We start from the raw sequence: 18,718 nt of genomic DNA on the forward strand, positions 1-18,718 counted from the left end.
CCCGTGTGTTCGCGGAGCGCCGGCGCTAGGTGGTACGCGTGGTGACGTGCGGGACGGTCAGCTGGGCAGCTTGAGCGTGACGGCGCTCTGCAGCGTCTCCGGACCGGTCCAGGCGGAGCGGGTACCGGCGTAGGCGGTGCCGAAGTCGGCGGTGCCGAGCAGCAGCTGCTTCTTGGTGCCGGTGGGGGCGGTCACCGGGGCGACGACCCCGGAGGGCGCCTTGATGGTGACGTCGTTGCCGATGCGGTAGGCGGTGACCTTGCCGTCGGCGAGGGCCTTGTCCCAGGCGGCGCGGCGCTGGAACTCGACGCCGGTGTCCTTCATGCTCTGGTTGACGATCGGCGCGCTGGGGGCGTAGAGGGCGCGGTAGGTGTCGAGGACCTGGTTGAGCACGGGGTAGAGGGTGCGGTCCTCGGCCAGGTTGGACTGGTGGACGTAGTGCGGCCGCGGGTCGTTGGCCAGGACGTGCCGCAGGGCGGTGCGGGCCTCGGCCGGGACGATGGTGTCGAGGTATCCGGTGTTGACGTTCAGCGGGGCCGGCAGGCAGGTGGAGGTCGCCGGGTTGTCCTCGCAGATGCCGCTGCCGCCGTGGGCGCGGCTGGTGTAGATCCAGTTGTACTCGTCGGCCATCTCGGCGTTGGTGCCCGTGTTGTAGTACACGTTCATCGGGTGCCGGGGGACGGTGAGGGCCGCGCCGACCGCCCGCTGGGCCGGTTCGCGGGAGTTGTCGCTGCCCGCCCACTTGACCCCGTTGTCGGCGAGGGCGCCGGCCAGATTGGGGTTGTCCACGGGCTGCTGGGGTGCGGTCTTGAGGCCGGAGTGCTCACCGGTGACCAGTTCGGTCCTGTCGGTGGTGATGCCCTTGGACGCGGCCCAGTTGTTGTTGTCGCGGATCTGGGCGGAGATGTCGGCGCGGCTCATGTACTGGATCGCGCCGGCGGCGTTCTTCGTACAGGTCCACGGGGTGACGGCGGTGTTCTGGACGCAGCCGAGGAACGGGTGGGTGTAGGTGTGGTTCATCCACCGGTACTTGGCCCGGTCGGCGACGAGCTGGGCGGTCATCGCGTCGACGCCGCCGTTCTCGGCCTTCCACTCCTCGCCGGCGCCGCCGTTGAAGAGCATGTCCAGCTTGAAGTTCTTGGACGTCTGCCACTGCGCCGCGTACACGGCGTCGGCGGCGCTCATCCGGATGGTGCTCTCCTTGCCCTCGCCGCCCGCGCAGGCGTAGTCGCCCGGCGTGCAGTTCAGGTCCTTGTTCCAGCGGGCGTCGGGGGCGAAGACGTCGTCGACGTGGACTGCGAAGTAGTTGCGGCTCTGGCCGAGGTGCACCCCCTGGGTGAGCCAGTCGACGATGCCGCGGGCGAGCAGCCGGAACTGCTGCTGGTACTGGTTGTAGCCGAAGGTGACGACCAGTTCGCTGCGGCCGTCGTGCGTGTACTCGCCGACGAGCGAGGCCCGGCCGGAGCCGACGGGCGCGTCGACGTAGCTGGTGTAGCCGGGGCGCGGCTTGCCCATGAAGCCGAAGCTCTCGGGGACCAGGGCCGAGTTGTCCTCGAAGGTGACCTGGCCGCCGAGGTAGGCGAAGGGGCCGGCCTTTCCGGCGGTGGTGACGGCGGCCTGGGTGCCGTCGAGCTGGCCGCTGTAGCCGCCGTTGTCGGTGTATTCCAGCCCGACGCCCGGGTGGGCCCAGGTGTACGCGTCGACCTGGCGGATGCCGTACGTCGTCTCGTAGGCGGTGAGGGCGGCCATCTCGGCCGAGCCCTCGCCGAACGGGTTCTCGTTCGGCAGGACGACACCCTGGTACTTGGCGCGCGGACGGCCGTCCACCGTGTCGCTCAGGAAGCCCGCGTTGATGACCGGGCGGCCGCTGCTGCCCAGCTGGACGCGGGTGTAGGGCACCCCCGTGTCGCGGAGTTCCGCGGTGATCGCCTCGACCGAGCTGCCGCCGTCGTCGACGACCAGTACCTTCAGGTCGATGCGCGGTGCGACGGCCGCCTGGGCGGTCGAAGCGGGTACTGCCACGGACACCAGGGCGGCTGCCGCCATCATCGCGGCGACCCTGTTCATCCGGTTCTTGTTGACCATATTCGGCCTTTCCCCCCGCAGGCGTCCCTCGACCGGCCCTTGGCGGACAGCCGGGCCTGGGAGGCTCTGTGGAAATCATGCAAAGGAACCCCGCGTCCCCTTGCGAGAGTGGACCGAGTCTTTCGGACCTCGTCAGGTCTACGAGGCAAACCTGGAGCAGAGTCCACAGATGGGTGAACCTGATGGCCTCGTGATCGAACAACTTGCCAAACCTTCGAGTGACGTACGGACGAGCGCCTACGCGTAGGCTCGTTTCTGGCGGCTGTCGGGCCCGAATACGATCGCTACGGATGGCCGTCCACCCACTCGGCCCACACACACAAACGGAAGCGAGACTTCACCACCGTGACTGCTCTGACTCTCAGCACTGCCGGCGCGGCGACGCTCCGCGCCGACGCCCTCGTGGTCGGTGTGGCGAAGGGCCCCAAGGGACCGATCGTCGCCGCGGGCGCCGAGGCCGTGGACAAGGCGTTCGACGGTAAGCTCGCCGGCGTCCTCGACGCGCTGGGCGCCTCGGGCGCCGAAGGCGAGATCACCAAGCTGCCGGCCCCGGCGGGCCTCAAGGTCCCGGTCGTGCTGGCGGTGGGGCTCGGCTCCGTCCCCGAGAAGGACGAGTCGTTCGACGAGGAGGTGCTGCGCCGCGCCGCCGGCGCCGCCGCCCGCGCGCTGCACGGCAACAAGAAGGCCGCCTTCGCCCTCCCGCTGGAGGACGCCTCGGCCGTCACCGCCGTCGCCGAGGGCGCCCTGCTGGGCGCGTACGCGTTCACCGCCTACCAGGGCGGCGAGAACAAGGCCCGCAAGGAGACCAAGGGCTCGGGCCCGAAGCAGCCGCTGGCCGAGGTGGCCCTGCTGGGTGCCAAGCCCCGCGACAAGGAGCACAAGGCCGCCGCCGAGCGCGCCGCTGTCGTCGCGGCCGAGGTCAACGTCGCCCGTGACCTGGTGAACACCCCGCCGAACGACCTGACCCCCGAGGCCTTCGCCGCGGTCGCCTCCGCGGCCGCGAAGGAGAACGGCATCAAGGTCCAGGTGCTCGACGAGAAGGCCCTGATCAAGGGCGGCTACGGCGGCATCATGGGCGTCGGCAAGGGCTCCGAGAACCTGCCGCGCCTGGTGAAGCTCACCTACACGCACCCCAAGGCGGAGAAGACCCTGGCCTTCGTCGGCAAGGGCATCACCTACGACTCGGGCGGCATCTCCCTGAAGCCGGCCGGCCACAACGAGACGATGAAGTGCGACATGGCCGGCGCCGCCGCCGTGTTCGCCTCCGTGGTCGCGGCCGCGAAGCTGGGCCTGAAGGTCAACGTCACCGGCTGGCTCGCGCTCGCCGAGAACATGCCGTCCGGCTCCGCCACCAAGCCCGGTGACGTGCTGCGCATGTACAGCGGCAAGACCGTCGAGGTCCTCAACACGGACGCCGAGGGCCGCCTGGTCCTGGGTGACGCGCTGACCAAGGCCTCCGAGGACAACCCGGACGCGATCGTCGACGTCGCCACCCTGACCGGTGCCATGGTGCTCGCCCTCGGCGACCGCACCTTCGGGATCATGGCCAACGACGACGCCTTCCGCACGTCGATCCACGAGATCGCCGAGGAGGTCGGCGAGTCCTCCTGGCCGATGCCGCTCCCCGCCGAGCTGCGCAAGACCATGGACTCCCCCACCGCCGACATCGCGAACATGGGTGTCCGCATGGGCGGCGGCCTGGTGGCCGGCCTCTTCCTTCAGGAGTTCGTCGGCGAGGGCATCACCTGGGCCCACCTCGACATCGCCGGCCCGGCCTTCCACGAGGGCGCGCCGCACGGCTACACCCCCAAGGGCGGCACCGGCTCCGCCGTCCGCACCCTGGTGCGGCTCGCCGAGCGCACCGCCACGGGCGACCTGGGCTGAACACCCCGTTCGATGTGACGTGACGCACCCCGGGCCCGGGCAGGGCCCGGGGTGCGTCCGTCTCACGACGAAACCTGAAGGAATCGGTAGGTATCTCGGTAGGTATCTACGCAGCGGTAACCCCCGGTCCGGGCAGATCGCCCGATCACATCGTGGGCCCGGCGTCCCGCGTGCCCCCGACAAATGCGAAGATGGGTTCTCGGCAGGACAGGGCCCCCACCACAGGGCCGAAGAAACAAGCGGCCGTATACCAGCCGCCGCCCGGTCACTGAGGACCGGTGCCCGGCGCACATGCATGGAGGACGTGACGTGGCGAACGACGCCAGCACCGTTTTCGACCTAGTGATCCTCGGCGGTGGCAGTGGCGGTTACGCCGCGGCGCTGCGCGCATCCCAGCTGGGTCTGGACGTTGCCCTGATCGAGAAGAACAAGCTCGGCGGCACCTGCCTGCACAACGGCTGCATCCCCACGAAGGCTCTGCTGCACGCGGGCGAGATCGCGGACCAGGCTCGCGAAGCCGCCCAGTTCGGTGTCAAGACCTCCTTCGAGGGAATCGACATCGCGGGTGTCCACAAGTACAAGGACGAGGTCATCTCGGGCCTGTACAAGGGTCTGCAGGGCCTGGTCGCCTCCCGCAAGGTGACCTACATCGAGGGAGAGGGCCGCCTCTCCTCCCCGACTTCCGTCGACGTGAACGGCCAGCGCATCCAGGGCCGCCACATCCTGCTGGCGACCGGCTCCGTGCCGAAGTCCCTGCCGGGCCTGAACATCGACGGCAACCGCATCATCTCCTCGGACCACGCGCTGGTCCTGGACCGCGTCCCCGAGTCGGCGATCGTCCTGGGCGGCGGCGTCATCGGCGTCGAGTTCGCCTCGGCGTGGAAGTCCTTCGGTTCCGACATCACCGTCATCGAGGGCCTCAAGCACCTCGTGCCGGTCGAGGACGAGAACAGCTCGAAGCTGCTGGAGCGCGCGTTCCGCAAGCGCGGCATCAAGTTCAACCTGGGCACCTTCTTCGACAAGGCCGAGTACACGGAGAACGGCGTCCGCGTGACGCTGGTCGACGGCAAGACCTTCGAGGCCGAGGTGCTGCTGGTCGCGGTGGGTCGCGGTCCCGTCTCGCAGGGTCTGGGCTACGAGGAGCAGGGCGTCGCGATGGACCGCGGCTACGTCCTGGTCGACGAGTACATGCAGACCAACGTGCCGACCATCTCGGCCGTCGGTGACCTCGTCCCGACCCTCCAGCTCGCGCACGTCGGCTTCGCAGAGGGCATCCTGGTCGCGGAGCGTCTGGCCGGCCTCAAGGCCGTCCCGATCGACTACGACGGTGTCCCGCGCGTCACCTACTGCCACCCCGAGGTCGCTTCCGTCGGCATCACCGAGGCCAAGGCCAAGGAGATCTACGGCGCGGACAAGGTCGTGGCCCTGAAGTACAACCTGGCGGGCAACGGCAAGAGCAAGATCCTCAAGACCGCGGGCGAGATCAAGCTCGTCCAGGTCAAGGACGGTGCCGTGGTCGGCGTCCACATGGTCGGTGACCGGATGGGCGAGCAGGTCGGCGAGGCCCAGCTGATCTACAACTGGGAAGCTCTGCCGGCCGAGGTCGCGCAGCTCATCCACGCGCACCCGACCCAGAACGAAGCGATGGGCGAGGCCCACCTGGCCCTCGCCGGCAAGCCGCTTCACTCCCACGACTAATTCGTCACGGGCGCGACGACCACTTCCGCACTTTCGTTAGGAGCAACTGAAACCATGTCGGTTTCCGTAACCCTTCCGGCGCTCGGTGAGAGCGTCACCGAGGGCACTGTCACCCGCTGGCTGAAGGCCGAGGGCGAGCGCGTCGAGGCCGACGAGCCGCTGCTCGAGGTCTCGACCGACAAGGTCGACACCGAGATCCCCTCCCCCGTGTCGGGCATCCTGGCCTCCATCAAGGTCGCCGAGGACGAGACCGTCGAGGTCGGCGCCGAGCTGGCCGTCATCGACGACGGCTCCGGCGCTCCCGCTGCGGCCCCGGCCGCCGAGCCGGCCGCCGCTGCCCCGGCCCCGGTCGCCGAGGCCCCCGCGGCCGCTCCGGCTCCGGTCGCCGAGGCCCCCGCGGCCCCGGCCCCGGTTGCCGAGGCCCCCGCCGCCGAGGCGCCCGCCGCCTCGGGCACCGATGTCGTGCTCCCCGCCCTGGGCGAGTCCGTCACCGAGGGCACCGTCACCCGCTGGCTGAAGGCCGTCGGCGAGTCGGTCGAGGCCGACGAGCCGCTGCTCGAGGTCTCCACGGACAAGGTCGACACCGAGATCCCCGCGCCGGTCTCCGGCACGCTGCTGGAGATCCGGATCAACGAGGACGAGACCGCCGAGGTCGGCGCCGTCCTGGCCGTCATCGGCGCCGCCGGTGCCGCTCCGGCCGCTCCGGCCCCGGCCGCCGCCCCGGCCCCCGTGGCCGCCCCGGCTCCGGTCGCCCCGGCTGCCCCGGTCGCCGCTCCGGCTCCGGTCGCCCCGGCCGCTCCGGTCGCCGCTCCGGCCCCGGTCCAGGCCGCCGCCCCGGTGGCCGCTCCGGCCCCGGTCGTCCCGGCTCCGGCCGCTCCGGCCGCCGCTCCGGCGTCCGCCGGTGACGAGGGCGCGTACGTGACCCCGCTGGTGCGCAAGCTCGCCTCGGAGTCCGGCGTCAACCTGTCCACGGTCTCGGGCACCGGTGTCGGTGGCCGTATCCGCAAGCAGGACGTCCTGGCCGCCGCCGAGGCCGCCAAGGCCGCTGCCGCCGCCCCGGCGCCGGCCGCTGCTGCCGCTCCCGCCGCGAAGGCCCCGGCCGCCGCGGTGTCCGAGCTGCGCGGTCAGACGGTCAAGATGACCCGCATGCGCAAGGTCATCGGCGACAACATGATGAAGGCCCTGCACTCGCAGGCTCAGCTCAGCTCCGTGGTCGAGGTGGACATCACCAAGATCATGAAGCTGCGCGAGCAGGCCAAGGCCGGCTTCCTCGCCCGTGAGGGCGTCAAGCTGTCCCCGATGCCGTTCTTCGTCAAGGCCGCCGCCCAGGCGCTGAAGGCCCACGCGGTCGTCAACGCCCGGATCAACGACGACGAGGGCACCATCACCTACTTCGACTCGGAGAACATCGGCATCGCCGTCGACTCCGAGAAGGGCCTGATGACCCCGGTCATCAAGGGTGCCGGTGACCTCAACCTGGCGGGCATCTCCAAGGCGACCGCCGACCTGGCCGCCAAGGTCCGCGGCAACAAGATCACGCCGGACGAGCTGTCGGGCGCGACCTTCACCATCAGCAACACCGGCTCGCGCGGTGCGCTGTTCGACACGGTCATCGTGCCCCCGAACCAGGTCGCCATCCTGGGCATCGGTGCCACGGTGAAGCGCCCGGTGGTCATCGAGACCGCCGAGGGCACCAACATCGGCATCCGCGACATGACGTACCTGACCCTGTCCTACGACCACCGCCTGGTGGACGGCGCGGACGCGGCCCGGTACCTCTCGGCCGTCAAGGCGATCCTCGAGGCCGGCGAGTTCGAGGTCGAGCTCGGTCTCTGAGCCGAACGGCTTGTAACCAGCCTCACTGTCGGCGCCCCCGTCCGGGATACTCCCGGGCGGGGGCGCCGCCGTATTGTCTACGCATCAGGCCCCGTACGACCCTGCACACACCAGGAGATGAACCGCCGATGATCACCCCACCCGTCGTGCACTCGCTGCGCGAGCAGATCCGCGAGCACATCGTGGAGGGGATCGTCAGCGGCCGCTGGAAGCCCGGCGAGCGGATCGTCGAGCGGCGGATCGCGGTGGAGCTGGAAGTCAGCCAGACCCCCGTACGGGAGGCCCTGCGCGAGCTGGAGACGCTGCGGCTGATCGAGTCGGCGCCGAACAAGGGCGTGCGCGTACGGAACCTCTCCGCGGCCGACCTGGAGGAGATCTACCCGGTCCGGGCCGGTCTGGAGCAGATCGCGGCCGAGCTGGCCGCGCCGCGGCTGGCGAGCGACTGCTCGGCGCTGGAGCCGCACGTGGCGGCCCTGTGGGAGGCCGACCGGACCGAGGACGGGACCGCGCAGGTGCGGCACACCGTCGGGTTCCACCGGGAGATGGTGCGGGCGGCCGGGAACAGCGTGCTGCTGCACACCTGGGAGAGCCTGGGCATCGAGGTGTTCACGGCCCTGTCCATCCGCTGGCTGGGTACGGTCCAGAAGTCCTACGCGGAGGAGCACGAGGCTCTCGTGGAGGCCTTCCGCACACGGGATCCGGACATCGGAGTGCTCGTGAAGCGGCATGTCCTGGGGTGCGCCCCGCGCGCCTGAGTGCCCGGATTGCACCGGTTTAACCGGCACCGCGTGCCCTGTTTCCTGGCACGCGGTGCCGACTTTTCGTCGAACGGACGTTTCTTCGTCACTTTCATTTGATCGATCATCGATCAGGGATTTACAGTCGTCGCGGGCCTCAACCAGGTCCACCGACCCTGTCCTGCCCGTCAGGGATTTTTTCACCACCTCTCCTTTGTCCGGAAGGCGGCGCACAGCGATGTCCGACCCCGTAGGAAAGCTTCCGAGCGAGCTCGACCAGCTCCCGGACCGCGACACCGAGGAGACCGCCGAATGGGCGGCCTCCCTCGACGCCGTCGCACAGGCCGCCGGTACGCGCCGCGCCGAATACCTGCTCCGCCGCACGCTCCAGCACGCCGAGGCCGCCGGCCTCGCCCTGCCGAAGCTGCTGGAGACGGACTACGTCAACACCATCCCGACCGCCGCGGAGCCCGAGTTCCCCGGTGACGAGGCGATGGAAGCCAGGATCACCGCGTGGAACCGCTGGAACGCGGCCGCCATGGTGACCCGCGGCTCCAAGTACGGCGTCGGCGGCCACATCGCCACCTTCGCCTCCGCCGCCTGGCTCTACGAGACCGGCTTCCAGCACTTCTTCCGCGGGAAGGAGACCGACGGATCGGGCGACCAGCTCTACATCCAGGGCCACGCCTCCCCCGGCATCTACGCCCGCGCCTTCCTCGACGGGCGCGTCTCCGAGCAGCAGCTCGACAACTTCCGCCAGGAGGCCGGCGGCAACGGCCTGCCGTCCTACCCGCACCCGCGGCGCCTGCCGTGGCTGTGGGAGTTCCCGACGGTGTCCATGGGCCTCGGCCCGCTGTCCGCGATCTACCAGGCGCGCTTCAACCGCTACCTGCAGAACCGCAACATCAAGGACACCTCGAACTCGCACGTATGGGCCTTCCTCGGCGACGGCGAGATGGACGAGCCCGAGTCGACCGCCGCCCTGGCCCTGGCCTCCCGCGAGCAGCTCGACAACCTGACCTTCGTCATCAACTGCAACCTGCAGCGCCTCGACGGTCCGGTCCGTGCCAACTTCCGCGTGGTCCAGGAGCTGGAGGCCCAGTTCCGCGGCGCCGGCTGGAACGTCATCAAGACCCTGTGGGGCTCCGCCTGGGACGAGCTGTTCCAGCTCGACACCACGGGCGCCCTGGTCCGCCGCATCCGCGAGGTGCCGGACGCGCAGTTCCAGACGTACGCGACCCGCGACGTGGCCTACATCCGCCAGCACTTCTTCGGCGCCAGCGCCGAGCTCGTGCAGCTGGCCGGCGTGCTCTCCGACGCGAAGATCGCCGAGTGCTTCCACACCTCGCGCGGCGGCCACGAGCCCCGCAAGGTCTACGCCGCGTACAAGGCAGCCCTGGCGCACAAGGGCGCGCCGACGGTCATCCTCGCGCAGACCGTCAAGGGCCACACGCTGGGTGCCGGGTTCGAGTCGAAGAACGCGAACCACCAGATGAAGAAGCTGACGATCGACGAGTTCAAGGACATGCGTGACCTCCTTGGCCTCCCGATCCCGGACAGCGCCTTCGCCGACGGCAAGGTCCCGTACGGCCACCCGGGCGCGAACAGCCCCGAGGTGCAGTACCTGCACGAGCGCCGCGCGGCGCTCGGCGGCCCCGCCCCGGCCCGCAAGGTCCACCACGTGGCCCTGCCCGCCCCCGCGGACCGTTCCTTCGCCCCGCTGCTCAAGGGCTCCGGCAAGCAGGAGATGGCCACCACCATGGCCTTCGTCCGGCTCGTCAAGGACCTGATGCGGGACAAGGAGACCGGCAAGCGCTGGGTGCCGATCGTCCCCGACGAGGCCCGCACCTTCGGTATGGAGTCCCTCTTCCCGTCGGCCGGCATCTACTCGCCGCTGGGCCAGACCTACGAGCCGGTCGACCGCGACCAGCTGATGTACTACAAGGAAGCCAAGGACGGCCAGATCCTCAACGAGGGGATCACCGAGGCCGGCGCCATGGCCGACTTCATCGCCGCCTGCACGTCGTACGCGACGCACGGCGAGCCGATGATCCCCTTCTACATCTTCTACTCGATGTTCGGCTGGCAGCGCACCGCCGACCAGATGTGGCAGCTCGCCGATCAGCTCGGCAAGGGCTTCATCGTCGGCGCCACCGCCGGCCGCACCACGCTGACCGGTGAGGGCCTCCAGCACGCGGACGGCCACTCGCACCTGATCGCGTCCACGAACCCGGCGTCGCTCAACTACGACCCGGCCTTCGCCTACGAGATCGCGGTGATCGTCAAGGACGGTCTGCGCCGGATGTACGGCGAGACCCCCGAGGACGTCTTCTACTACCTGACGGTCTACAACGAGCCGAAGGTGCAGCCCGCCATGCCGGAGGGCGTGGAGGAGGGCATCCTGCGCGGCCTCTACCGCTTCAACACGGCGGCGGACCTGGCGGAGGCGGCCCCGGCCGCCGACGCCCCCAAGGTCCAGCTGATGGCCTCGGGTACGGCGATCCACTGGATCCTGGAGGCGCAGAAGCTGCTGGCCGCCGAGTGGAACGTGGCTGCCGACGTCTGGTCCGCCACCTCCTGGGGCGAGCTGCGGCGCGACGCGCTGGAGTGCGACGAGGCACTGCTGCGCGGCGAGGTGCGCACCCCGTACGTCACCCGCGCGCTGGAGGGTGCCGCCGGTCCCGTGCTCGCGGTCTCCGACTGGATGCGTCAGGTCCCGGACCAGATCAGCCAGTGGGTGGAGCAGGACTACACCTCGCTCGGTACGGACGGCTTCGGCCTGTCCGACACCCGCGAGGGTGCCCGCCGCCACTTCGGTGTCGACCCGCAGTCGATCGTGGTGGCCGCGCTGGCCCAGCTCGCCCGCCGCGGCGAGGTACCGGCGTCCGCCGTCAAGGAGGCCCGGGAGCGCTACGGCCTCTGAGCCGCCGGCCCCGACCGCGCCCGTCCCGTGAGGCGGCCCGTCCCTTCGGGGACGGGCCGCCTCACGGCGTTTCCCGGCGGACGGAAGGTCGCGGGGCGCGAGGGGCACCGGCCTTTGGCCGTATGAGCGGTGGCGGTCGGGGGGTGGACCCGTGATGCTGGAGCGGTGATGGACGAGACGGAGTTCTGGGAGATCGTCGACCGTACCCGCGAGGCCGCCGACGGCGACCCCGAGGAACACGCCGAGCTGCTCGTGGAGCGGCTCGCACTGCTCGACCCGGACTCCGTCCTGGACTTCGCCCGGCACTTCGAGTCCCGGTACAACCGGGCGTACACCTGGGACCTGTGGGGAGCGGCCTGGGTGCTGCTCGACGGGGCGAGCGACGACGCCTTCGACTACTTCCGCTGCTGGCTGATCGGCCAGGGGCGGGAGGTGTTCGAGGGCGGGGTGCACGATCCCGACCAGCTGGCGGAGCTCCTGGGCGACTTCGACGAGGAGATCGACGGGGACGGCGAGGAGCTGGGGTACGCGGCCGACGAGGCGTACGAGCAGCTGACCGGGGCGGTGGCGCCGGATCTGGGCATCCCGCTGCAGGCGGCCGAGCCGGAGGGCGCCCCGCTGGACTTCGAGAACGAAGCGGTGCTCGCGGAGCGCTTCCCCCGGCTGTGGGACCGGTTCCGCGCCTGATCGGCGGCGGGGTCAGTAGTGCGTGCCGCCGTCGATGCGGATCTCCGTACCGGTGATGAACGCACCGTCCTCGGAGCCGAGCATGGCGACGACTCCGGCGACGGTCTGCGGGCCGGCGAAGCCCTGGCCGAGGGCCGGGGCCAGCTTGGTGAAGAGGGACCAGTCGGTGTCCTCCGGCAGTCCGGGGCCGGTGCCGGTGGTCATGCCGCTTTCGATGGAGCCGGGTGCGACGCTGACGAAGCGCAGGCCCTGCTTGCTGTACTCGGCGGCCAGGGCGTGGGTCATGGACTGGATGCCGCCCTTGCTGGCCGCGTAGGCGGACATGTAGGGGTGGGCGAAGGACGCCGAGGTGGAGCTGAAGTTCACGACGACCGGCCGGTCGCCCGCGAGCAGTGCCGGGAGGGATTCGCGGATCATCAGGAAGGTGCCGGTCAGGTTGACCCCGATGACCTGGTTCCAGAGGTCGAGGGTGGTCTTGTGGGTGTGCGCTGAGCGCAGGATGCCCGCCGCGTTGACGAGTACGTCGATCCCGCCGAGGACGCCGGCCGCGGCGGCCACGCCTTCCTTGACGGCGCTCTCGTCGGATATGTCGAGGAGCGCGGTGGTGAGCCGGGCCGTGTGGCCGTCGTCGGCGGCCCGGTCGGCGGTGGCCTTCAGGCCGGCCTCGTCGACGTCCACGGTGTGGACCCGGCCGCCCTCGGCGAGGATGCGGTGGACGGTGGCCCGGCCGATGCCGGAGCCACCGCCGGTGATGAGGACACGACGTCCTTCGTAACGGTTCATGGCGCGAGCGTACCGAAGCAATGGCACGCTTTGCCATGGCGACAAACAAAGCAATCGCCGAGGATGGCGAGGGGTACGCTTCACCCGTGAGATCCCCTCGTCCGTACTCTCCCCGGACCGGCCCCGGAGCCCAGTCGCTGACCGAGCGGCGCAAGGCCGCCACCCAGCTCGACATCGCCCGCGCGGCCTGCGAACTGTTCGCCGAACACGGCCCCGACGGCACCACCGCCGAGGACATCGCCCACCGTGCGGGCGTGGCCCTGCGCACCTTCTACCGCTACTTCCGCAACAAGCAGGAGGCGGTGGCCCCGCTGCTGGCGGGCGGCGGTGACGCCTGGCGCGCCCTGCTCGCCGAGGAGGACCCCGGCACACCGCTGGGCGAGGCGCTGGAGCGCGCGGTCACCCGGTCCCTGAGCGGGCAGCAGGCGGTCGAGGAGGGCCTGGAGGTGACCCGCGGCCTGCTGCGCGCGGCGGCGGACGACCAGGCCCTGCGCGCGGTCTGGTACCGCGTGAACCAGGACTCCGAGGAGCACCTGGTCCCGGTGATCTCCCGGCTGGCGGGCCCGGACGCGGACCCGCTGGAGGTACGCCTGCTCGCGGCCGCGGCCACGGACGCGATCCGCGTCTCGCTGGAGCTGTGGTCGACGACGCAGGACCCGGTCTCGGGCCCCGGATCCCCGGCGGAACTCGCGGTCCGCTGCCTGCGCGACCTGACAGGGGCGATGCCCCTGCTCCTCCGCTAGGGGAACAGGGGCATCGCACCGGGTCGGGCCGGGTCGGTCCGGGCCGGGGGCCCTGGGTTCACCGGCTGGGTTCAGCCACCCCAGCCGCCACCGCCGCCGCCTCCGCCCCCTCCGCCGCCGCCACCCCAGCTGCCGCCTCCGCCGTCGCCGCCGCGACCGCCGTCACCGCCCCCGCCGCCCCAGTTGCCGCCGCCGTCGCCACCGCGACCGCCGCCGTCACCGCCCCCGCCGCCCCAGTTGCCGCCGCCGTCGCCGCCACGTCCGCCGTCGCCGCCGCGGCCGTTGCCCCAGTCACCGTTGCCCCAGTCACCGTTGCCGCCGCGACCGTTGCCCCAGTCGTCGTGGTGGCCCCAGTCACCGTTGCCACCGCGGCCGGAGTCGTTCCAGTTCGACCAGTTCGAGTCGCGCCAGTTGTGGTTGTCGCGCCAGTTGTCGTTGTATCCGCCGACGCCGCCCTGGTCCCAGCACCAGCTGGGACGGTTGCGCCAGTCGTGGTTGCAGCAGGCGTCCCACCGGGCGTCGGAGCGGTTCGAGGGGTACCGGTAGCAGTTGTAGCCGCCGTTCCCGCCACCGCCGCCGCTGCCGGCGACGACCGAGGCCGAGGCGCTGGCGACGGGCAGCAGACCTATCGCGACTCCCGCGGCGCCCGCCATGGCTGCCGCAACGATCTTACGGCGCATTTTCATGCACCTCCGCACATGTCTCGCTTATGAGGCTTTTAGGTCATTTCCACCCTCACTCGCCCGTGCGGCCCTGTCAAAGCGGAAAGGCCCCCCGCCTCGCTCCGTGGAGCGTGGCGAGGGGCCTCCCATCAGGCGTTTTTAGATGTCGAAGTAGAGCTCGAACTCGTGCGGGTGCGGACGCAGCGCGATCGGGGCGATCTCGTGCGTGCGCTTGTAGTCGATCCAGGTCTCGATGAGGTCGGGGGTGAAGACACCGCCGGCCAGGAGGTACTCGTGGTCCTCCTCCAGGGCCTTGAGGACGTCCTCGAGGCTGGTCGGGACCTGCGGGACGCTCGCGTGCTCGTCGGGCGAGAGCTCGTAGAGGTCCTTGTCGATCGGCTCCATCGGCTCGATCTTGTTCTTGATGCCGTCGAGGCCCGCGAGGAGCAGCGCCGAGAAGGCGAGGTACGGGTTCGAGGACGGGTCCGGCGCGCGGAACTCGACGCGCTTGGCCTTCGGGTTCGAGCCCGTGATCGGGATGCGCATGGCGGCGGAGCGGTTGCGCTGCGAGTACACCATGTTGACCGGCGCCTCGAAGCCCGGCACCAGGCGGTGGTAGGAGTTCACCGTCGGGTTGGTGAACGCCAGCAGCGACGGGGCGTGCTTGAGGATGCCGCCGATGTAGTAGCGCGCGGTGTCCGACAGGCCCGCGTAGCCGGCCTCGTCGTAGAACAGCGGGTCGCCGTTCGCCCACAGCGACTGGTGCACGTGCATGCCCGAGCCGTTGTCACCGAAGATCGGCTTCGGCATGAAGGTCGCGGTCTTGCCGTTGCGCCAGGCGACGTTCTTCACGATGTACTTGAAGAGCATCAGGTCGTCGGCCGCGGCGAGCAGCGTGTTGAACTTGTAGTTGATCTCGGCCTGGCCACCGGTGCCGACCTCGTGGTGCTGACGCTCGACCTGGAGGCCCTGGGCGTCCAGCTCGAGGGAGATCTCGGCGCGCAGGTCGGCGAAGTGGTCGACCGGGGCTACGGGGAAGTAACCACCCTTGTAGCGGACCTTGTACCCACGGTTGTTCTCCTCGGAGCCCGTGTTCCAGGCGCCGGCCTCGGAGTCGATGTGGTAGAAGCCCTCGTTCGCGGAGGTCGCGAAGCGCACGCTGTCGAACACGTAGAACTCGGCCTCGGGGCCGAAGAACGCGGTGTCGGCGATGCCGGTGGAGGCGAGGTACGCCTCGGCCTTCTTCGCGATGTTGCGCGGGTCGCGGCTGTAGGCCTCACCCGTGATCGGGTCGTGGATGAAGAAGTTGATGTTGAGCGTCTTGTCCTTGCGGAACGGGTCCAGACGCGCGGTGGTGATGTCGGCACGCAGCGCCATGTCGGACTCGTGGATCGCCTGGAAGCCGCGGATCGAGGATCCGTCGAAGGCGAGCTCCTCCGCCGGGTCGAACGCTCGCGCCGGGATGGTGAAGTGCTGCATCACACCAGGCAGGTCGCAGAAGCGGACGTCGACGAACTTGACGTCGTTCTCCTCGATGTACTGCTTCACTTCGTCGGCGTTCTTGAACATCCAACTCCTCCTACTCCCGACCCCGGGGCAGGGACGGGCTTTATAGCTCGTGGCGCGTCAGTGCGGTGCCGCACGCTGACCCGACCATAAGCAGACGGGATTTCCCAAGCATGACCCATTTGTTTCGCACAAGTTAACCAGGGTCCGGACGGAGGGCCGTGCGGCGCCACGGGTACCGTGTTCGGGTGGACAACAGACAGGCAATCGGATCCTGGCTCTCCGGCCCCCGCGCGGCCGCCGAGGAGATGGGCGTCGACTTCGGCTATCCGGGTCAGCAGCTCGGCCTGCCCCAGCAGGGGCCCGGCTCGGTGGCCCGCTTCGGGCGCCGGTTCGGCGCCGTCGCGATCGACTGGATCGGCTGCCAGCTGATTGCCTACGGGCTGATCACGGGCGGCAACCTGGCCGCGGCGGGCAACTGGACCCTCGCCCTCTTCGTCATCCTCACCATCCTGACGGTCGGCACCGTGGGCTTCACCCCCGGCAAGCGGATCCTGGGCCTCCGGGTGATTTCGGAGTCCGGCGGCCGCCTGGGCATCGTCCGTGTGGTCCTGCGCACGCTGCTGCTGGCCCTGGTCGTCCCGGCGCTGATCTGGGACCGCGACGGCCGCGGCCTGCACGACCGGCTGGCCCGCGCCGTCCAGGTCCGCATCTAGGAACGGGCCCCGGAGAACACGTACGACGACACAGGGGTGCCCCCCGAGCCCGTGGGCTCGGGGGGCACCCCTGTGTCGTATACGAATATCGGGTGACCGGGTCAGCGCATCTTTCCGCCGCGCGGCATCTTCATGCCCTTCGGCATGGGGCCCTTCGGCAGCGGCATGTTGCTCATGAGATCGCCCATGGCGCGCAGCTTGTCGTTGACCTCGGTGATCTGCGGGCCGGCCAGCACGCGCGGCAGCTTGAGCAGGGTGGTGCGCACCTTCTTGAGCGGCACCTCGCCCTCGCCCGTGCCCACGATGAAGTCGTGGACCGGCACGTCCGGCATGATCCGGGCCATCTTCTTCTTCTCGTTCGCGAGCAGCGGCTTGACCCGGTTCGGGTTGCCCTCGGCGATCAGCACGACGCCGGCCTTGCCCACGGCCCGGTGGACGATGTCCTGCTGCCGGGTCATCGCGATGGCGGGGGTGGTCGTCCAGCCCCGTCCCACGTTGTCCAGCACGGCCGCGGCCGCTCCCGGCTGTCCCTCCATCTGCCCGAAGGCAGCCCGCTCGGCTCGCCGCCCGAAGACGATCGCCATCGCGAGGAACGCCACCAGGAATCCGAGGATGCCCAGGTAGAGCTCGTGCTCGACCAGGAAGCCGATCGCGAGGAAGACACCGAAGGTGACGATGCCCACGCCCGCAACGATCAGACCGACCTTCGGGTCCGCCTTGCGCGTCATCTTGTACGTCAGGGCGATCTGCTTCAGTCGCCCGGGGTTCGCAGCAGTCTCTGCGTTTGACTTCCTCGCCATACAGCGAAGTTTACGTGGCCTGCGGGGTTCGGGTAGCCGCGGCCTCAAGTACATGTTCGGTTTCGACCCGGTCCTTGGCCCTCTTGCGGTCCTCCAGGACCGCCGCCCAGGCGTTGCGGCGGGCCCCGCTCATCAGCAGGGACTCAATGCCCCGGAAGGCGTCGGAGAGGGTCGGGATGGCGATGGCGCGTACGGGCGCGGCCTGCATGATGTCGATCCCTTTCTCGATGCTCACGTCTGCGCGAGGTGGGCGCGTATCCACGGTGCGTGGACCAAGCGTCACTGACTGGTGTTACCAGGGCGTGACCGGTCGGTCAAATGTGATTGACGCGTTGCAAACGCCGACGCGGCCCGCCAGAGCTCTTCCTCGGGAAAGAGCCTAGGGGCCGCGTTGATGCGGTATTACTCACTGGTAGCACTTTGTGCGCGACTTCACACGTACAGTCGCGCCCCGCGCGCTCAGACTCGGCTGCGCTTCTCCGCACGCCCGGTCGAGCTTCGCCTCGTCACCGCTCCGGCCGAGTGCCCGCCCTCGTGCCTCGGACGGACCCTCAACCTGCGCTCAGACTCGGCTGCGCTTCTCCGCACGCCCGGTCGAGCTTCGCCTCGTCACCGCTCCGGCCGAGTGCCCGCCCTCGTGCCTCGGACGGACCCTCAACCTGCGCTCAGACTCGGCTGCGCTTCTCCATCGCCTGCTGGTACAGGCGACCCGCCCGGTAGGACGAACGGACCAGCGGGCCGGACATCACGCCGGAGTAGCCGATCTCCTCGGCCTCCTTCGCCAGCTCGACGAACTCGGCCGGCTTCACCCAGCGCTCGACGGGGTGGTGCCGCGGCGAGGGCCGCAGGTACTGGGTGATGGTGATGAGCTCGCAGCCGGCCTCGTGCAGGTCCTTCAGGGCCTGCGAGACCTCCTCGCGCTCCTCGCCCATGCCGAGGATCAGGTTCGACTTGGTCACCAGGCCGTAGGCGCGGGCCTTGGTGATCACGTCGAGCGAGCGCTCGTAACGGAAGCCGGGGCGGATCCGCTTGAAGATCCGCGGCACCGTCTCGACATTGTGCGCGAAGACCTCGGGGCGGGAGGCGAAAACCTCCTCCAGCAGCTCCGGGACCGCGTTGAAGTCCGGGGCCAGCAGCTCGACCTTGGTGTGGCCGGACTCACGGCCCGCCGTCTGCTGGTGGATCTGGCGCACGGTCTCCGCGTACAGCCAGGCACCGCCGTCGGCCAGGTCGTCGCGCGCGACGCCCGTGATGGTGGCGTAGTTCAGGTCCATCGTGACCACGGACTCGCCGACGCGCCGCGGCTCGTCACGGTCCAGCGCCTCGGGCTTGCCCGTGTCGATCTGGCAGAAGTCACAGCGCCGGGTGCACTGGTCGCCACCGATGAGGAAGGTGGCCTCGCGGTCCTCCCAGCATTCGTAGATGTTCGGACAGCCGGCTTCCTGGCACACCGTGTGCAGTCCTTCGCCCTTCACCAGGGCCTGCATCTTGGTGTACTCGGGGCCCATCTTCGCCCGGGTCTTGATCCACTCGGGCTTGCGCTCGATGGGGGTCTGGGCGTTACGGACCTCCAGGCGCAGCATCTTGCGTCCGTCGGGTGCGACTGCGGACACGACCGGCTCCCTGTGACTTCGATTGTTCGGGCGCCCACCAGGGTA

15 protein-coding genes are annotated in these 18,718 nt (G+C 69.9%); 8 read left to right on the top strand and 7 right to left on the bottom strand.

The window, feature by feature from the left end:
- Window positions 1-57 precede the first annotated feature (57 nt).
- Entirely contained in the window at window positions 58-2,085 is a 2,028-nt protein-coding gene (locus ACXNSR_RS11745) for a hypothetical protein (RefSeq protein WP_458642009.1), read from the bottom strand.
- Between the two features lie 345 nt (window positions 2,086-2,430).
- Here ACXNSR_RS11745 and ACXNSR_RS11750 point away from each other — a divergent pair, with 345 nt between their 5' ends.
- The 6 genes from ACXNSR_RS11750 (at window position 2,431) to ACXNSR_RS11775 (ending at window position 11,850) form a co-directional block, all read left to right on the top strand.
- Window positions 2,431-3,969, top strand: coding sequence for a leucyl aminopeptidase (locus ACXNSR_RS11750; RefSeq protein WP_458642010.1), 1,539 nt, complete (start codon window positions 2,431-2,433; stop codon window positions 3,967-3,969).
- A gap of 309 nt (window positions 3,970-4,278) precedes the next feature.
- Entirely contained in the window at window positions 4,279-5,667 is a 1,389-nt protein-coding gene (gene lpdA, locus ACXNSR_RS11755; RefSeq protein WP_052872496.1) for a dihydrolipoyl dehydrogenase, read from the top strand.
- Between the two features lie 54 nt (window positions 5,668-5,721).
- On the top strand, window positions 5,722-7,503 hold the full coding sequence (gene sucB, locus ACXNSR_RS11760) for a 2-oxoglutarate dehydrogenase, E2 component, dihydrolipoamide succinyltransferase (protein ID WP_458642011.1): 1,782 nt from the start codon (window positions 5,722-5,724) through the stop codon (window positions 7,501-7,503).
- A 131-nt stretch (window positions 7,504-7,634) separates the two neighbouring features.
- A complete protein-coding gene (locus tag ACXNSR_RS11765) occupies window positions 7,635-8,258 on the top strand; it encodes a GntR family transcriptional regulator (RefSeq protein ID WP_189736630.1) in 624 nt (207 codons plus the stop codon).
- Window positions 8,259-8,478: 220 nt separating this feature from the next.
- Complete coding sequence (aceE, locus tag ACXNSR_RS11770; RefSeq protein ID WP_458642012.1) at window positions 8,479-11,163, top strand: pyruvate dehydrogenase (acetyl-transferring), homodimeric type; 2,685 nt, start codon at window positions 8,479-8,481, stop codon at window positions 11,161-11,163.
- 168 nt (window positions 11,164-11,331) lie between these two features.
- Complete coding sequence (locus ACXNSR_RS11775) at window positions 11,332-11,850, top strand: DUF4240 domain-containing protein (protein WP_030010629.1); 519 nt, start codon at window positions 11,332-11,334, stop codon at window positions 11,848-11,850.
- Between the two features lie 12 nt (window positions 11,851-11,862).
- On the opposite strand, the gene ACXNSR_RS11780 is transcribed toward ACXNSR_RS11775, so the two are convergent.
- Window positions 11,863-12,633 (bottom strand): SDR family NAD(P)-dependent oxidoreductase, encoded by a 771-nt coding sequence (locus tag ACXNSR_RS11780; protein WP_458642013.1) that lies wholly within the window; start codon window positions 12,631-12,633, stop codon window positions 11,863-11,865.
- A gap of 86 nt (window positions 12,634-12,719) precedes the next feature.
- On the opposite strand from ACXNSR_RS11780, the gene ACXNSR_RS11785 reads away from it, so the two are divergent.
- Window positions 12,720-13,376 carry a TetR/AcrR family transcriptional regulator gene (locus ACXNSR_RS11785; protein WP_458642014.1) on the top strand — a complete coding sequence of 219 codons (657 nt, stop codon included), beginning with the start codon at window positions 12,720-12,722 and terminating at the stop codon, window positions 13,374-13,376.
- Between the two features lie 71 nt (window positions 13,377-13,447).
- Here ACXNSR_RS11785 and ACXNSR_RS11790 read toward each other — a convergent pair whose 3' ends face one another.
- Window positions 13,448-14,056 carry a hypothetical protein gene (locus ACXNSR_RS11790; protein ID WP_458642015.1) on the bottom strand — a complete coding sequence of 203 codons (609 nt, stop codon included), beginning with the start codon at window positions 14,054-14,056 and terminating at the stop codon, window positions 13,448-13,450.
- A 141-nt stretch (window positions 14,057-14,197) separates the two neighbouring features.
- Window positions 14,198-15,607 (bottom strand): type I glutamate--ammonia ligase, encoded by a 1,410-nt coding sequence (gene glnA, locus ACXNSR_RS11795; protein ID WP_189736380.1) that lies wholly within the window; start codon window positions 15,605-15,607, stop codon window positions 14,198-14,200.
- A 185-nt stretch (window positions 15,608-15,792) separates the two neighbouring features.
- Between glnA and ACXNSR_RS11800 the strand changes: the two genes are divergently transcribed.
- A complete protein-coding gene (locus ACXNSR_RS11800) occupies window positions 15,793-16,260 on the top strand; it encodes an RDD family protein (protein WP_458642016.1) in 468 nt (155 codons plus the stop codon).
- Between the two features lie 101 nt (window positions 16,261-16,361).
- Here the strand turns inward: ACXNSR_RS11800 and ACXNSR_RS11805 are convergent, their stop codons facing one another.
- From ACXNSR_RS11805 to lipA, 3 genes are all read right to left on the bottom strand, one after another.
- Window positions 16,362-17,060 (bottom strand): DUF4191 domain-containing protein, encoded by a 699-nt coding sequence (locus ACXNSR_RS11805; protein WP_458642017.1) that lies wholly within the window; start codon window positions 17,058-17,060, stop codon window positions 16,362-16,364.
- A gap of 10 nt (window positions 17,061-17,070) precedes the next feature.
- Complete coding sequence (locus tag ACXNSR_RS11810; protein ID WP_458643277.1) at window positions 17,071-17,268, bottom strand: SCO2195 family GlnR-regulated protein; 198 nt, start codon at window positions 17,266-17,268, stop codon at window positions 17,071-17,073.
- A gap of 457 nt (window positions 17,269-17,725) precedes the next feature.
- The gene (gene lipA / locus ACXNSR_RS11815; RefSeq protein ID WP_030010915.1) at window positions 17,726-18,673 is read right to left on the bottom strand and encodes a lipoyl synthase; all 948 of its coding nucleotides are present in this window, start codon (window positions 18,671-18,673) and stop codon (window positions 17,726-17,728) included.
- Between the last annotated feature and the right edge of the window lie 45 nt (window positions 18,674-18,718).

This window comes from Streptomyces sp. NC-S4 (genome assembly GCF_054353315.1).

What these genes read in the sequence shown, in the direction of transcription:
- ACXNSR_RS11745 (WP_458642009.1), bottom strand. Translation starts at nt 2,085, where the DNA reads ATGGTCAACAAGAACCGGATGAACAGGGTCGCCGCGATGATGGCGGCA.
- sucB (WP_458642011.1), top strand. Translation starts at nt 5,722, where the DNA reads ATGTCGGTTTCCGTAACCCTTCCGGCGCTCGGTGAGAGCGTCACCGAG.
- aceE (WP_458642012.1), top strand. Translation starts at nt 8,479, where the DNA reads ATGTCCGACCCCGTAGGAAAGCTTCCGAGCGAGCTCGACCAGCTCCCG.
- ACXNSR_RS11775 (WP_030010629.1), top strand. Translation starts at nt 11,332, where the DNA reads ATGGACGAGACGGAGTTCTGGGAGATCGTCGACCGTACCCGCGAGGCC.
- ACXNSR_RS11780 (WP_458642013.1), bottom strand. Translation starts at nt 12,633, where the DNA reads ATGAACCGTTACGAAGGACGTCGTGTCCTCATCACCGGCGGTGGCTCC.
- ACXNSR_RS11790 (WP_458642015.1), bottom strand. Translation starts at nt 14,056, where the DNA reads ATGCGCCGTAAGATCGTTGCGGCAGCCATGGCGGGCGCCGCGGGAGTC.
- glnA (WP_189736380.1), bottom strand. Translation starts at nt 15,607, where the DNA reads ATGTTCAAGAACGCCGACGAAGTGAAGCAGTACATCGAGGAGAACGAC.
- ACXNSR_RS11805 (WP_458642017.1), bottom strand. Translation starts at nt 17,060, where the DNA reads ATGGCGAGGAAGTCAAACGCAGAGACTGCTGCGAACCCCGGGCGACTG.
- ACXNSR_RS11810 (WP_458643277.1), bottom strand. Translation starts at nt 17,268, where the DNA reads ATGCAGGCCGCGCCCGTACGCGCCATCGCCATCCCGACCCTCTCCGAC.